Source organism: Acinetobacter sp. WCHA45, assembly GCF_002165255.2.
GTDB lineage: Bacteria > Pseudomonadota > Gammaproteobacteria > Pseudomonadales > Moraxellaceae > Acinetobacter.
The window spans coordinates 644,563-659,132 of record NZ_CP028561.1 but is presented as its reverse complement, the minus strand read 5'-3'; the positions used below and the strand labels follow the sequence as shown (position 1 = coordinate 659,132).

General features: G+C 37.3%; 13 protein-coding genes and 2 pseudogenes. 10 read left to right on the top strand and 5 right to left on the bottom strand.

Annotation, left to right across the window (positions count from 1 at the left end; all coding sequences use genetic code 11):
* Positions 1 to 70: 70 nt before the first annotated feature.
* The gene (locus CDG55_RS04510; RefSeq protein WP_087536739.1) at positions 71 to 655 is read right to left on the bottom strand and encodes a LysE family translocator; all 585 of its coding nucleotides are present in this window, start codon (positions 653 to 655) and stop codon (positions 71 to 73) included.
* Between the two features lie 312 nt (positions 656 to 967).
* Between CDG55_RS04510 and CDG55_RS04505 the strand changes: the two genes are divergently transcribed.
* Positions 968 to 1,540 (top strand): DUF2062 domain-containing protein, encoded by a 573-nt coding sequence (locus CDG55_RS04505; protein WP_087536738.1) that lies wholly within the window; start codon positions 968 to 970, stop codon positions 1,538 to 1,540.
* Positions 1,541 to 1,558: 18 nt separating this feature from the next.
* On the opposite strand, the gene apbC is transcribed toward CDG55_RS04505, so the two are convergent.
* From apbC to CDG55_RS04490, 3 genes are all read right to left on the bottom strand, one after another.
* Positions 1,559 to 2,788 (bottom strand): iron-sulfur cluster carrier protein ApbC, encoded by a 1,230-nt coding sequence (gene apbC, locus CDG55_RS04500; RefSeq protein ID WP_016652929.1) that lies wholly within the window; start codon positions 2,786 to 2,788, stop codon positions 1,559 to 1,561.
* Between the two features lie 160 nt (positions 2,789 to 2,948).
* Positions 2,949 to 3,485, bottom strand: a complete 537-nt coding sequence (locus tag CDG55_RS04495; protein WP_087536737.1) for a hypothetical protein — start codon at positions 3,483 to 3,485, stop codon at positions 2,949 to 2,951.
* A gap of 205 nt (positions 3,486 to 3,690) precedes the next feature.
* A complete protein-coding gene (locus CDG55_RS04490) occupies positions 3,691 to 4,212 on the bottom strand; it encodes a GNAT family N-acetyltransferase (RefSeq protein ID WP_171287508.1) in 522 nt (173 codons plus the stop codon).
* Positions 4,213 to 4,319: 107 nt separating this feature from the next.
* On the opposite strand from CDG55_RS04490, the gene CDG55_RS04485 reads away from it, so the two are divergent.
* The 4 genes from CDG55_RS04485 (at position 4,320) to CDG55_RS04470 (ending at position 8,824) form a co-directional block, all read left to right on the top strand.
* Entirely contained in the window at positions 4,320 to 4,817 is a 498-nt protein-coding gene (locus tag CDG55_RS04485) for a hypothetical protein (protein WP_087536785.1), read from the top strand.
* Between the two features lie 101 nt (positions 4,818 to 4,918).
* Positions 4,919 to 6,976 (top strand): methionine--tRNA ligase, encoded by a 2,058-nt coding sequence (gene metG, locus CDG55_RS04480; protein WP_087536735.1) that lies wholly within the window; start codon positions 4,919 to 4,921, stop codon positions 6,974 to 6,976.
* A gap of 140 nt (positions 6,977 to 7,116) precedes the next feature.
* The gene (locus tag CDG55_RS04475; protein ID WP_004960269.1) at positions 7,117 to 7,473 is read left to right on the top strand and encodes a hypothetical protein; all 357 of its coding nucleotides are present in this window, start codon (positions 7,117 to 7,119) and stop codon (positions 7,471 to 7,473) included.
* 385 nt (positions 7,474 to 7,858) lie between these two features.
* Complete coding sequence (locus CDG55_RS04470; protein WP_087536734.1) at positions 7,859 to 8,824, top strand: MBL fold metallo-hydrolase; 966 nt, start codon at positions 7,859 to 7,861, stop codon at positions 8,822 to 8,824.
* A 61-nt stretch (positions 8,825 to 8,885) separates the two neighbouring features.
* On the opposite strand, the gene CDG55_RS04465 is transcribed toward CDG55_RS04470, so the two are convergent.
* Complete coding sequence (locus tag CDG55_RS04465; RefSeq protein ID WP_087536733.1) at positions 8,886 to 9,509, bottom strand: LysE family translocator; 624 nt, start codon at positions 9,507 to 9,509, stop codon at positions 8,886 to 8,888.
* 355 nt (positions 9,510 to 9,864) lie between these two features.
* On the opposite strand from CDG55_RS04465, the gene CDG55_RS04460 reads away from it, so the two are divergent.
* The 5 genes and pseudogenes from CDG55_RS04460 to CDG55_RS04440 all read left to right on the top strand — a co-directional run bounded on the left by CDG55_RS04460 (position 9,865) and on the right by CDG55_RS04440 (position 14,564).
* Complete coding sequence (locus CDG55_RS04460) at positions 9,865 to 11,487, top strand: oleate hydratase (RefSeq protein WP_087536732.1); 1,623 nt, start codon at positions 9,865 to 9,867, stop codon at positions 11,485 to 11,487.
* 67 nt (positions 11,488 to 11,554) lie between these two features.
* Positions 11,555 to 12,256 carry an IS1 family transposase gene (locus CDG55_RS04455; protein ID WP_111313905.1) on the top strand — a complete coding sequence of 234 codons (702 nt, stop codon included), beginning with the start codon at positions 11,555 to 11,557 and terminating at the stop codon, positions 12,254 to 12,256.
* Positions 12,257 to 13,053: 797 nt separating this feature from the next.
* Positions 13,054 to 13,440: pseudogene (locus CDG55_RS04445) on the top strand (IS4 family transposase); the annotation flags it as partial.
* Positions 13,435 to 13,627 (top strand): annotated as a pseudogene (locus tag CDG55_RS15235) (HlyD family secretion protein); the annotation flags it as partial. The pseudogenes CDG55_RS04445 and CDG55_RS15235, both read left to right, overlap by 6 nt.
* Positions 13,628 to 13,694: 67 nt before the next feature.
* Complete coding sequence (locus tag CDG55_RS04440; RefSeq protein WP_087536835.1) at positions 13,695 to 14,564, top strand: 1-aminocyclopropane-1-carboxylate deaminase/D-cysteine desulfhydrase; 870 nt, start codon at positions 13,695 to 13,697, stop codon at positions 14,562 to 14,564.
* The last annotated feature ends 6 nt before the right edge of the window (positions 14,565 to 14,570 follow it).

The window sequence follows — 14,570 nt, the reverse complement described above, 5'->3', positions numbered from 1 at the left end:
CGTAAAACGACATTAATGAAAACAACAGAACCCTGCTACCTAGATTGTTCAAGGCAGCAGAACATTAGAATTAGAGATTGATTAGAGCTGAATAGATGGCAAAGCTGATCAGTACAACTGATGCTGTGCGCTGTAATTTAGCTTGAGACAACCATTTTACTTTATTGGTTGCCAACACAGCGCCAACCGAAATCCAAAATAGTGCAATTGGAAGAATGAGTGCAACAAAGCTACTCATATGCGCAACATAGATTTCTTGCGCTTGCCATGCCGTTGTTGGGAAAATTGCTGAAGCAAATAATAAAGCTTTAGGATTTAATAGTGTTGCAAACAATAATTCTCTTGGTCTTATTGTAGGTTGATTTAAGATCACTTCTTGATTTGCTGTACGCCATAATTTAATCGCAAGGAAAATAATATACCCTGCACTTAATAGTTTTAAAAATGTTGGTAATAAAGGTAATGTCGCTGAGACTTTACCAATCAACATTCCCCACGCACTGATCGCAAGAATATAACCAATTGCTTCTGCAGGAATCAGCAATAGAGATTTACGCAATCCCACCTGAATACCAGAGGATGCAAGTAAAGTATTGGTTGGACCAGGAGTGAGCAAAATGGTTATCACTAAACCAATAAAAAACCATGAAATCATTGAATGACCTCACTACAAGATAAATTCAGATTAATATAATTGCTAAATGATAGCAAAATTTTAACTGTAAGCACTTATGACGAGTGCCTATTTAAATAAATGTTTTATCTATATTTTATTAATTACAAGTACACTCTACTCATGAGTCACAGGAGTAAAAACATACGCTAAAATACAACACATATAACGTATTCTAAGTATTCTTATTTTTTAACAAGATAAACTTTGGTGCTATTTTAAGTTTTCAATAAGTAAATAATGTTATTTTATATACATTCGTTCACTTTTTCCTTTCAATGTGCTTCCTCGTTTATGCCTAAGAAATTTTTTAATAAGTGGCTGCCTTCATCAGAGAAAGTTGCTAGTCTAAAATTTATGAGAATTTTTGGTGAACGTACCTTAAATCCTCTACTTTGGTATGTGAACCGTCGTTCTATCGCGAAAGCCATGTTTATTGGAACATTTTGGGGAATATTACCTGTCCCTTTTCATAGCCTATTCATTATTTTGACTGTGTTATGGTTTGAAGTGAACTTGCCTATTGGCCTATGTATGGCTTGGTTAACTAATCCGCTCACTGTCGTTCCAATTCTGTATTTAGGTTTTTGGTTTGGAACTAAAATTTATCATGTGAACATGATCAATAGCGATATGCTATTAGGGGTTTTACACCAAATTATCAATTGGCTTAAAAATTTTGGTCATGGTCATATTGATTTCAGTCTTGCGAAGATTCTCGTATCAGGACTTGTCATTGAAGCAATTTTATTTGCGATTAGTTTTTATTTAATTACACATTTACTTTGGCGTTGGAGCGTAGTGAATGCTTGGAAAAAAAGAAAACAAGTACTGCAATCAAATAATGACATTAAAAAAAGCCTCTAAATTAGAGGCTTTTCAAATTTAGAAAATACGATTTTCATCACGCTGACGTTTTGGCAATTTATCCATTTGTTTTAATACAGCTTGTGCGATATTGAGGTAGCTCTCTGCGGCTGCATCCTGAGCAATCACACTTGGTTTACCATTATCTGCATGTTCACGAATTTTTGCGTCTAAAGGTAAACGTCCTAATAAAGGAATATCATATTGCTCAGACAATTGATCTCCTCCGCCTATCCCAAAGATCTGTTCTTCATGCCCACAGTTAGAACAAATATGTGTCGACATATTTTCAATAACACCGAGTACAGGAATATTTACTCTGTTAAAGAGTTCGATTCCTTTTACCGCATCCATAAGTGCAACATTTTGCGGCGTCGTGACAATCACCGCGCCTGTTACTGGAATGCGTTGTGCCAAAGTCAGTTGGATATCGCCTGTACCAGGTGGCATATCAATCACTAACACATCTAAATCTGGCCAAAGTGTTTGGTTAAAAAGTTGCATCAATGCACCAGTCGCTTTAGGACCACGCCAAGCCACAGGTGTATTGTGTGCACCAATCAAATGTCCGATTGAAAGCACAGCCATGCCATATGCATCTAAGGGCACAAAATTTTCATTTTCAATTTGTGGAGTACGTCCCGCATTCCCTAACATGGTTGGAATACTTGGACCATAAATATCTGCATCCAAAACACCGACTTTTAGACCGAGTTGTTGCAATGCAAGCGCCAGATTCACTGTGGTGGTCGATTTACCGACCCCACCTTTTCCTGACGATACCAAGATTACATTTTGAATACGTGGATGTGCAGCCACATCGCGTTGTTGCGGTGCAGCTTTTTGAATCGGTGGATTATTGGGATCGACTTCCGCTTTAGGAGAAGCATCCATTACAGGTGGTAAATTGCTATTTTCTGCTTTTGGCTTCGATGAGCAGCTATGACCTGCTTCACCATGCGCTGCATGTTTTTGTTGGATAATATGTAAATTTAACTCTTGGATACCGCATTTTTCCAGAGCTTCAGCGAGTTCGTCGTGAATCTGTTGTAAGTGATCTTTTTCTTGAGGAAAAGTATTAATCGTGAGTTGTAAAATCCGACCTTGTACATTCACTTGGCTGATACGATCTTTTAATGCATTTTCAGAATGTGGCAGCACATAATTTTGTAAAACAGTTTGAATTTCATCTTCCTTCACTTCTTGTGCTGGTGAAAAAACAGATTTTAAGGAAGAAAGCCACGACATTTTGTTTACTCCAAAAACAGATGATCAATATATCACTGAGTTTGGCTAGTTTAGCAGTATTGAAGATTGGACGCTCATATCAGAGAAGATAATTGCTCATTTTTTATGAACGTGTTTTCTTCTCTGAGTATAAGCGTGATGTTAAATAGTCATCAAAAGATTAACCTTTGAATTTATTTAATGTATCTGTTGCAGCTTTCTTTAAATCATCCAGTTTATGACTCGCTTGAGCTTTTAGATCTTCAAGCTTAGCAGCAGCTTCATCTTTTAGTTCAGCAGCTTTTGCTTTGGCATCTTCTAACTTATGGCTTGCTTCTTGTTTTAAATGATCTAATTTCTCTTTAGCTGCATGCTGAGTATCTGCCAATTTTTCTTTCAACTCATCTGCTTTAGCAGATAAAGCAGCTTTGCCCTCACCATACTGATCCGTTGCATTTGTTTTTAAATCATCTAAAGTTTGCTCACCCTTTTGCTTCAACTCATTCGCTTTATCTTTTGCTTGTTGCAGATCAGTTTTCGTTTGGTCAAGATCTTTAGCTGCAAAGTTTTTAACGTCTTCGACAGTTTCCTGACCTTTTTGCTTGATGTCATTTCCAAGTTCGCTGACTTTATCTTTGACTTGCTGTAAATCTGTTTTAGTTTGCTCCAAGTCTTTTGATGCGAACTCTTTTAACTGATCAATTTTGTCATTACTCATGTCTTGTTCCTCTTGTTATATCGTAATAAATTACTGTTGCTTTCAGTTATAGTTATACAAGATTCTGCGGATATTTAGAGGAATTGCTGCAAATTGAAACAAATGAGATACAGGAAGATTCAAATCATTTCTGTTCGGTAACCTTTTGAATTTTTAGATATAAAAATCATATAAAAGAATAACAGCAGTTTTGCCCTTTAAACTCCTATTTAGATATTTCATACAGTACGTGCCAGCTTAATGGATGATCGATATCTAAAACAGGATGTTGAAATTCAGTGATCTTTCTCATTTTTATCTTCTCCATCACCTTTTGAGATTTTTTATTATCTAGGGTGGTAAAAGATACAACTTTTTCTAGTTTCAACTGATCAAAAGCAAAATCTAAGGCAGCATTTGCCGCTTCTGGCGCATAACCCTTCCCCCAAAAAGCTTGACCTAAGCGCCAACCAATTTCAACGCAAGGAGAAAATGAAAATTGTGTGGGTTGATCATGTAAACCCACAAAACCAATAAATTGTTGGGTTTCTTTGAATTCCACTGCCCAAAAACCCCAACCTTGTTTTTGAATGATTGCTTTTAATTTATCAATATAAGCATTGCTTTCAGCGCGAGTTAGAACTTTTAGAAAATACCGCATAAGCTCTGGATTAGCGCTCATCTCTGCAAAAGGTAAATAATCCGTGTCTCGCCATTGACGTAAAATCAGTCTTGGTGTTTCGATCATTTTTACAACCATCAGATTTCAATTAAAAACTATTCACAATACAGGGAATTAGATCAGATATACTTTTGCGCTATCGTGAAATTATCCTGACTTATAAAGCTTTATCTATGAATGAAAATGAACTCTTAGACATCCAAAATGAACTTCAAGCCCAAGAAAAGCGGCTGAACTATATCCTGTCGAGTAAAAAAAGAATTCAAAACATGATTGATTCTTTTGAAGGTGATTTAGCAGAACAATTACTTCCTGTGATTCATAATGAAAGCAACGATTATGCTGGAATTGCAACAAGCTTAGCACTTTCAATTTGTTGGAAATTTTCAAAAGTTGAATTTCCAAAGACCGTTCATTGGTGCAGCGAAATGAGCATTAGCGACTTACAAGTTAAAGATGAATTTACCGCTGTAATTAAAGCTCAAGCTTGGTTGGGAACTTTAGGAAGTGATGAACTTTGGCAAACGCCACTCTTTGCCGAAATTACAGTTGATCCAAAAACCAATAGTTTAAAAAGCTATCATATTCATTTCTTGTCTAAAGGGAAAATCATCTCTTTAAGAAAGAACTCTAAGCAAAGCGTAACGGTTAAACAAATGCAGAATATGTGATCCTATAGGATTAAAAAGATTTCACCGATTCCCTTGTGCAAGTCGCTCTTAAGTCATGTAAAATCATCCACCTTGTAAATACGAATGAGAGAACAATATCCGTGCGTAAAATTTTAGTCACCAATGCCCTTCCTTATGCCAATGGTCCTATCCATATGGGTCACTTACTCGGTTATATCCAAGCAGATATTTGGGTTCGTGCGATGCGTGCAATGGGTCATGACGTGACTTACGTATGTGCGGATGATGCTCATGGCACAGCGATCATGTTACGTGCTGAAGCGAATGGCATTAGCCCTGAAGCGCAAATTGCCAATGTTCAGAAAGAACACATTCGTGATTTTGATGGTTTTGGTGTGCATTTCGATCATTATGATTCAACTCATAGCGATGCAAACAAAGCACGTGCATCTGAGATTTATATTAAAAACCGTGAAGCAGGCAATATCGCTGTTCGCCCTCTCACACAGTTGTTTGATCCTGAAAAAGGCATGTTCTTGTCTGATCGTTTCATTAAAGGCACGTGCCCGAAATGTAAAGCTGAAGATCAATACGGCGACTCATGTGAAGTCTGCGGTACAACCTATAACGCGACCGAGTTATTAAACCCACGCTCAACATTGAGTGGTGCAACGCCAGTTGAGAAATCATCAGATCACTATTTCTTTAAACTACCGAATTTCTCAGAATACTTACAGAAATGGACGCGTGACCAAGGTCGTTTACCCTTGTCTATTGCCAACAAGCTAGATGAATGGTTTGAATCGGGTTTATCAGATTGGGATATTTCGCGTGATGCGCCTTATTTCGGTTTTGAAATTCCAGATGCTCCAAACAAATATTTCTATGTTTGGGTAGACGCTCCGATTGGTTATATGTCGAGTTTTGAAAACTACATCAAAACTAAACGCCCTGATCTAAGCTTTGATGATTTCTGGAAAAAAGACAGCGACAAAGAAGTTTATCACTTCATTGGTAAAGACATTGTTTACTTCCATGCACTGTTCTGGCCTGCAATGCTTGAAGGTGCGAACTACCGCACGCCATCTGGTTTATTTGTAAATGGTTTCTTGACAGTGAATGGTCAGAAGATGTCAAAATCTCGCGGCACATTCATCAAAGCTGAAACTTATTTACAGCACTTGAACCCAGAATATTTACGTTATTACTTTGCTTCTAAGCTTTCTGACAAAGTTGAAGATTCGGATTTGAATTTGGATGACTTCGTACAGAAAGTGAATTCTGACCTTGTAGGTAAAGTGGTAAATATTGCCAGCCGTTGTGCAAAATTCATTAACAGCAATTTCAATAATACGCTTTCAAACACATGCGCTGAACCTGAATTGGTTCAAAGCTTTATTGATGCGGGCGATTCAATTGCTCAAGCCTATGAAGCACGTGAATTCTCTGCTGCTATTCGTGAAATCATGGCTCTTGCTGACAAAGCGAATCAATATATTGATGAGAAAAAACCGTGGGCGCTTGCGAAGCAAGAAGGTCAAGAACAACAAGTTCATGATGTTTGCTCAGTTGGTATCAACTTATTCCGTCAACTTGCAATTTACTTGGCTCCTGTTCTTCCAACACTTGCGGCTCAAGTACAGTCTTTCTTACAACTTGAAAGCTTTGACTTTGCATCACGTCAGCAAATCCTCGTTGCACACGAAATTGCTCAATTCCAACCGCTTATGCGGCGTGTTGATCCTAAAGCAGTTGCAGCCATGGTTGATGCATCTAAAGACTCTTTAGCTGCTGCGGCAGAAGCACCAAAAGTGGAAAAGAAAAAAGAAAAGAAAGCTGAGAAGAAGCCTGAGCCTAAAGTGGGTGAAGCTGAAATTATTGGTATTGAAGACTTTATGAAAGTTGACCTACGTGTAGCTGAAGTTTTAGAAGCTTCAACTGTCGAGGGTTCTGATAAATTACTTCAACTCACTTTAAATGTTGGTGAAGCTGAACCACGCAATGTGTTTAGTGGCATTCGTGAGTTCTACCAACCTGAAGACTTAAAAGGCAAATTGGTGGTGATAGTGGCAAACCTTGCACCACGTAAAATGCGTTTTGGTATTTCAAACGGTATGGTACTCGCTGCGGGTAATGGCGATGGTGTTTGGGTGATTTCACCTGAAACTGGTGCTAAACCGGGTGATAAAGTGTCTTAAGGTTTAAGACGAAAGATAAAAAAGCCTCTACTGATGTAGGGGCTTTTTTATACCATTTATATAATTTATTTTCTTGTTTTAAAAAAATATATCGATAAAATAAAAGCGCTTTTTATTTTTTATAACTATCCGGGGTATGCATGAAAAAATTACTAGTTTCAGTTCTAGCGATGTCAACAATTGCATTTACAGGCTGTTCAGTTCGTATGGCAGACATGACTGTAGCTTCTACGAAGAACTATAACTTGAACTCAAACCAATTTGTGAAGGGTGAGCGTGTCACAGGTGAAGATAAGGTTCCGGTAGTTTTATTCCCATTAGGTATTCCTAACTTCAAAACAGCGGTAGATCGTGCAATTGAAAAAGATCGTTGTGCTGTGGCTTTATCTGATGTTGTTATTACTCAATTGAATCAAGCATTTATTGTGGGGCAGATTGGTTACCGTGTTGAAGGTACTCAAGTAATTGACCGTTCACAGCCAGAATGTAAAAAATAATTTTTAGTTGTAAAAAAGCCTCTACGTTGTAGGGGCTTTTTTGTTTTTGGGATTTCCCTCACCACGACCCTTCCCCATGGGGAGAATCCATTATTAAATCAATATTGGAATGTTACCTTACGAAGTTGAATTTCTTATACGTCAAAAGTAAGGTAAATATAGCTAAATTCTAAAAACACTAGCACATGAAAACATCTGTCAAACCTAATTTCCTATGGTTTTAGGTGTGATAATAAATTAAGTATTCAGCTATAGTATATAACCTTCATCCCAACCTTTTCCCTGAGCCATATGTGGCGCAAGAAAAAGAGCTTTCAAAAAATTTTAAAATTTATATTTAAGTATGATAAAAAATACCCATCCCTTTAAAACTTATAAGAACCCCATGAAAACATTTACCCCCCTATTCCTCGTATTCGCTCTAAGCACCACAGCCCATACCATCCAAGCTGCTGAATCCACCATCTCCCTACAAAAACAAGTTGCTGGTTACTACCAATATCAAGCTGGTGACGTACAGATCACTGCCCTGCTCGATGGCACTAACTTTATGTCACCGAACTTATTTAAAGATATTTCTCAACAACAAGTGCAACAAATTTTGAAGAAATACTATGCAGATCAAGAGAAAGGCGTACAAACCTCAGTGAATGCGTTCCTCGTCAATACAGGAAAATCTCTGGTATTAATCGATAGCGGTGCAGCGAGTTGTTTCGGCTCACATCTAGGTTCAGTATTGACCAACCTAAAAGCATCAGGCTATCAACCAGAGCAAGTTGATACCATTCTACTCACACATTTACACCCCGATCATGTCTGTGGCATCAGTAAAGATGGGAAAGCCAACTTTCCAAATGCAACCGTATATGTTTCTAGTGACGAAGCCAATTATTGGTTAGATTCGAAACAAGCAGCAAAACTACCGAAAGAAAAACAAGCCAGTTACTCAGGTACGGTTGAGAAAATTAAACAAGCGATTGCGCCTTACCAAGCCAAACAACGCTTTAAAACTTATAAACTCGGTGATGACATTCAAGGTTTTAAAGTTGTTAATACGGCAGGACATACACCAGGGCATTTTAGCTATGAGCTAAAAACCAAAGATGAAAACGTGGTGTTTATTGGAGATATCGTACATTCACATACTGTGCAATTTGATAAGCCTGAAACGGCAATTGAATACGATATAGACTCGAAAAAAGCGGTTCAAACACGTTTAAAGCAATTTGCTAATTTCGCTAAAAATGGACAAACGATTGCTGCACCACATTTACCATTTCCGGGGATTGGACACATTTATTCAGCAGATGGTAAAAGCTATCAATGGATTCCGATCCATTTTAAAGATTAAGCTGAACAAGCTGATTCTAGGCAATAAAAAGCGACCTTCTCGGTCGCTTTTTTCTGCTGCATCATTTCATCCCAAAGATCAACTTCAACCCAAGCAAGGTCATTACCCCACCTGCAACACGATCAAAAACAGCCTTAGATTTTAAATAAACTTTGCGAGGACCTTCTGCTGACAATGCAACAGCCACTAGCGAGTACCAACCTGCATCAATAAAAAAGCATAACATCGGCAATACCACATAGAAATACGTTGGGATTTCTTTCGGTAATAACGCGGTAAAAATACTGGCAAGGATAATCGCAATTTTGGGGTTACTTAATTGGGTAATCAGCCCTAAACGAAATGCTTGCGTATAACTCATGGTCTTCACTGCACCATTAACAGCTTCCATGGGTTCTTTGGCATGTTTAATAATTTTAAACGCCAGCCAAAGTAAATAGAGACCACCAAAAACTTTCAAAGCTATATAGGCAGAAGGCACAGCCAGCAAAATTGCTTGTAACCCCATCACTGCAAGCAAACCAAATAATGCTGCACCCGTGCCTGTACCAAGCGCCGTAAATAAGCCATGTTTACGTGAAATCGCCATTGAATTTTTGGCAACATAAATAAATGTAGGACCAGGACTAATTGCCCCCAACATTAATGCCAAAGTAATAGAGCCTAAAATCAATAATGATTCCAAGATAGACCTCAAGATTAGAATAATTTTCAACTATTTATTTTACTTAAAAAACCATAATAGAAGATATAATTTTTTGATTTCTGTTTATAAATTTAAGGATTTTTCAAGCAATTTGATATTTAGTAAAAAACCAAAAATAGAGTAAAAACTCAATTTAATTTCAATATCAAACAGTTAAAATATAGCATATGAACAGTAAAATTTTATTGTGCATCCATTTTTTCTATTAAAGTTTTTTTCTGATAATAATTTATCATCGATTTTTAGCAGAACTTTCATATATTTTTAAAACACATAATCCCATAATAAAATTATGGCTTTGATTTTCTTTAGAACTACAAACGAGGCGCATCAGATGCAAAATAAAAGACTGAAAACATTAGACCGCTCTAAATCACATCTTTGGATTGTAGGTGGAGGCATAGCTGGTATGGCTGCTGCTGCTTTTGCGATTCGTGATGCTAAAGTGCCAGCCGAACATATCCATATTTTAGAAGAATTGAATGTTTCTGGTGGTTCGATGGACGGTGGACATAATCCGCTTAATCCGAACCAAGCATGGGTCACACGTGGTGGACGTATGCTAACTGATGAGACTTATTTGTGTACTTGGGATTTATTTTCAAGCATCCCATCTTTAGAAAATCCAGACATTTCTGTTCGTGAAGAATGTCGTGAATTTAACGAACAAGTTAAAACCAATGCTCAAGCACGTTTGATCGACTCAAATCATATTATTGCAGAAGCTCAAAAATTGGGATTATCAACGCTCAACCGTGCTCAAATGTTACGTCTACTGGCATTAAAAGAAGATCGTATCGGTAGTCGCCGTATTGATGAATTTTTTGATGATGCATTTTTCCAAAGTAATTTTTGGCGGATGTGGCGAACCACGTTTGCCTTTCAAAAATGGCATAGCGCAGCGGAATTACGCCGTTATTTTCTACGTTTCATTCAAGAATTACCACGCATCCATACCTTAGCAGGTGTGAAACGAACTAAATACAATCAATATGATTCAATGATTCATCCTCTACAACGCTGGTTGGTGGAACAAGGCGTTGATGTTCGTTTCGGTAGTTATGTCACAGATGCAGACTTTGTCGAAGATGCCCAAACGAAGGAACGTAAGGCAACCCAACTTTATGTCAACATTCCAGAAGGCACTGAACAAATTCAACTGGGTGAGCATGATCTTGCGCTCTTTACTTTAGGTTCGATTACGGCTGACTCACGTTATGGCGATAAATTCGATGTTCCTGAGCTGATTCGTGACCGACAAGATCATGGCTGGCGTTTGTGGGAAACATTGGCTCAAAAAGCCCCTGATTTTGGTCGCCCAATGACCTTTTATGGCAACATTGATGAGCATAAATGGAAATCCTTTACGCTCACCATGCATGATGATGTGCTACTAAAACGGATTATTGATTACACAGGAAATGAACCCGGTACAGGTGCATTGATGACTTGGTTTGAATCTGGTTGGCATCTATCTGTGGTCGTTCCAGCTCAACCGCATTTTGCTGACTTACCAGAAGGCAAATTTACCTTATGGGGTTATGGTTTTGAAATTGACTATATCGGCGATTACATTAAAAAACCAATGAGTGAAGCCACAGGTCAAGAGATTTTAATTGAGTTGATTCATCAACTTGGTTTCGATGACATCTTGGATCATGTGTTGGCACATACCGACATTACCACGGTGATGATGCCTTATGCCTCTGCCCTATTTGCATGTCGTAAAGCAGGTGATCGCCCATTGGTCATTCCAGAAAATGCGGTCAACTTTGCTTTCTTAGGTCAATTCGTAGAGCTTGAAGATGATGTGGTTTTCACTGTGGAATATTCCGTACGTTGTGCCATGATTGCCATTTATCAACTCTTAGGTGTCGAACGTGAAATTCCAGAGATTTATAATGGTTTACTCGATCCTAAAGTTGGCTTAAATGCTTTGGAAGCAGTTTTTCATTAAACTTTAAAAAGCCATAGGGTAAATTGCTGCCCTATGGTTATTCAACTTATTTTGATAAAATAGAGAAATGCGAATAACTCTAGAAATCAAATGTCCAACCTGCCTCGGTGACAGTATAAAGAAAAATGGCATCAAAGTAGATGGGAAACAAAACTATCAGTGCAAAGACTGTAAACGTCAGTTTATTGGTGACCATGCTCTGAGCTATCTAGGATGTAATTCAGGCATTACTCGAAAAATATTACAGTTGATGGTCAGAGGTAGTGGTATACGAGATATCGCTGAAGTTGAGCGAATCAGTATCGGTAAAGTTTTACGTACTTTAACCGAATCGACCTACCAAATTCAGCCTAAACAAAGTCATTATGAGTCTCTTGAAGTTGATGAGTTTTGGACTTTTGTGGGAAATAAAAATAATAAACAATGGCTTATTTACGCCTTCCATCGAGAAACAGGTGAGATTGTTGCTTATGTTTGGGGTAAAAGAGACTTAGCTACAGTTCAACGATTGAAGACAAAGCTTAAACAATTAGGTATTCACTACACCCGAATTGCAAGTGATCATTGGGACAGTTTCATAACTGCTTTTAAAAACTGCAAGCAAAGTATTGGTAAATTTTTTACTGTAGGTATTGAAGGTAATAATTGCAAAATAAGGCATCGAATTAGGCGTCGTTTTAGAAGGAGTTGTAATTTTTCAAAAAAAATTGAAAACCATTTTAAAGCTTTCGACTTAACCTTTTTTTACATCAATAATGGCTCCCTTTAATGTCAGCATACTTTTTGAAATACCACCCCTAATTTATTTAATGCTTTCTGCATATCGTCAAAGGATGCCATAAGGTCACCCTTATCCATGATTTTTAAAACTTCTTCTTCAGTTACTTTTTGGTTGTAATAACCATTAAGAATGGGTTGCAATCGATGCAACACCGCAAGAAAAATCAAGATCTTGTTTTACGATATTATGATCACGGATTTGTTTCCATGATTTTACTTTAATCTAATTGTGGTAGTGATTGAAGTAAATGGGATTTGCATGAGTGAATTGTGTCATTAATATTAGGCTAATGAAAAGCTTATTCATAAATAATTCTTAGTAAGTATGTTGTATTTCATATATATTCCTATTTTTTATGATCAAAAACATATAGAATTAGTATCATAAATGAAAAAAATATACATATTATTAAAGAAAGAGCCATACTATCTATGAATACAAATGAAATTTTTTTAATAAAAGCATCTAACTCAAGTGGAATCCTATTATTCTTATAGTCTATGAACGTGAGAGCTAAAAAGCTTATAATAGTAAATAATATAAAAGAATATATGGCAGCAAAAGTTTTATTCTTATTTTTAATTTTCTCCAGTATTTTACCAATAATAAAAAATCCAATAATTGTACAGATAACAGCATTCAGTGTTAATGATAGTAAACCATTTACTTCCATAGAATTCCTTAGTTTTCATATCCAGAATTAATTAAAATTTAACTTTGTACACGACAAAAAATATAACTCATTGAAATAATGGCATAATACTTGTTTTCTAACGACGAATATGATGACACATTTCAATGAGTTACATCTCATCTTAAACAAATATCTAAAGTAGAACAAGTCACATGCAAAATGTTTTACACTGATTATGCTTGCATTAATTGTAAAACAGACATGTAATCTTTCTTCTGCATCCAAAGCCTTACCCATCACGTGCTTACCACAATCATTTTATCGACGTATACAACGCTTCTTTGCAGATCAGTATTTCGATTATCGTCAAATTTCTCAGTTAATTTTCAATATATTTTCATTCGATAAAGTCCAATTAACTTTGGATAGCACCAACTGGAAATGGGGAAAACGAGATATCAATATCTTGATGTTAGCCATCGTCTATCGTGGAATAGCGATACCTATTGTTTGGACATTGCTCAATGAACCAGGCCATGTGGAACAGATTTCCCCCCGCTGCGGGTTCAGAGTTCAGTGTACTTAAACCTGACAATCCCACAGGAAATTTTACCAAAGTCGTTCAACGTATAGCGGTACGTATCACCATTGATCCGAATCAAAAAGGGATCGAAAATCTACGCCCTGGTATGTCGGTGATCACGTCGGTGGATACCGACTCATAAACCAACACTGACATTCTCAATCAAATACATTTACAATGTGGTCAAATTCATTTCTCGTTCGCAAAAAATGTTTGATCACATTGCTTTTCCTACCACTTATCAAACATTAGAACTTCCCCAGCATGTTCAACTGACCATCAAACGCCTTGATCAGATTCATCCCCAGATTTCGGGCAACAAGTTTTTTAAACTCAAATACAATTTTTCCGCAGCCCAACAACAAGGTTTACGTCAAGTTCTCACCTTTGGTGGTGCATTCTCCAATCATATTGCAACAACGGCTTATGCAGCTCAACGCTTTGGCTTTCAAAGCATTGGTGTGATTCGTGGTGAAGAACTTGCGACCCAAGACTTAAACCCTACCCTACAGACAGCACAAGATTTTGGCATGCAACTGCATTTTGTCAGCCGAGCCGAATATCGGCTACGCCATGATGTTGAATATTTACAACAATTACAACGGCAATATCCTCAAGCCTTTATTATTCCAGAAGGTGGAACGAATGCATTTGCTCTGCAAGGAACACAGGAAATTCTGAGCGAAGATGACCGAAAGAATTATGATGTCATTTGCTGTGCCGTTGGAACTGGTGGAACAATTGCAGGACTGATTGAAAGTAGTTCAAATCAACAACAAATAGTGGGTTTTTCTGCATTAAAAGGGAATTTTTTACAACGCGATGTTCAACAGTGGACCACTAAAACCAATTGGAGATTAACCGATGCCTATTGTTGTGGGGGTTATGCAAAAACTACTGATGAACTACTACAATTTATGCAGCAATTTGAACAGCAATATGCAATTCCTTTAGAACAAGTCTATACCGCTAAGATGATGATGGGGGTGTTCGATTTAATTCAACATAACCACTTTCCAGCAAATACAAGGATTTTGGCGATTCATACAGGTGGGCTACAAGGCCGTTTAAAAACATAAATCACC

What these genes read in the sequence shown, in the direction of transcription:
- CDG55_RS04510 (WP_087536739.1), bottom strand. Translation starts at nt 655, where the DNA reads ATGATTTCATGGTTTTTTATTGGTTTAGTGATAACCATTTTGCTCACT.
- CDG55_RS04505 (WP_087536738.1), top strand. Translation starts at nt 968, where the DNA reads ATGCCTAAGAAATTTTTTAATAAGTGGCTGCCTTCATCAGAGAAAGTT.
- apbC (WP_016652929.1), bottom strand. Translation starts at nt 2,788, where the DNA reads ATGTCGTGGCTTTCTTCCTTAAAATCTGTTTTTTCACCAGCACAAGAA.
- CDG55_RS04495 (WP_087536737.1), bottom strand. Translation starts at nt 3,485, where the DNA reads ATGAGTAATGACAAAATTGATCAGTTAAAAGAGTTCGCATCAAAAGAC.
- CDG55_RS04490 (WP_171287508.1), bottom strand. Translation starts at nt 4,212, where the DNA reads ATGATCGAAACACCAAGACTGATTTTACGTCAATGGCGAGACACGGAT.
- CDG55_RS04485 (WP_087536785.1), top strand. Translation starts at nt 4,320, where the DNA reads ATGAATGAAAATGAACTCTTAGACATCCAAAATGAACTTCAAGCCCAA.
- CDG55_RS04475 (WP_004960269.1), top strand. Translation starts at nt 7,117, where the DNA reads ATGAAAAAATTACTAGTTTCAGTTCTAGCGATGTCAACAATTGCATTT.
- CDG55_RS04470 (WP_087536734.1), top strand. Translation starts at nt 7,859, where the DNA reads ATGAAAACATTTACCCCCCTATTCCTCGTATTCGCTCTAAGCACCACA.
- CDG55_RS04460 (WP_087536732.1), top strand. Translation starts at nt 9,865, where the DNA reads ATGCAAAATAAAAGACTGAAAACATTAGACCGCTCTAAATCACATCTT.
- CDG55_RS04455 (WP_111313905.1), top strand. Translation starts at nt 11,555, where the DNA reads ATGCGAATAACTCTAGAAATCAAATGTCCAACCTGCCTCGGTGACAGT.
- CDG55_RS04440 (WP_087536835.1), top strand. Translation starts at nt 13,695, where the DNA reads ATGTTTGATCACATTGCTTTTCCTACCACTTATCAAACATTAGAACTT.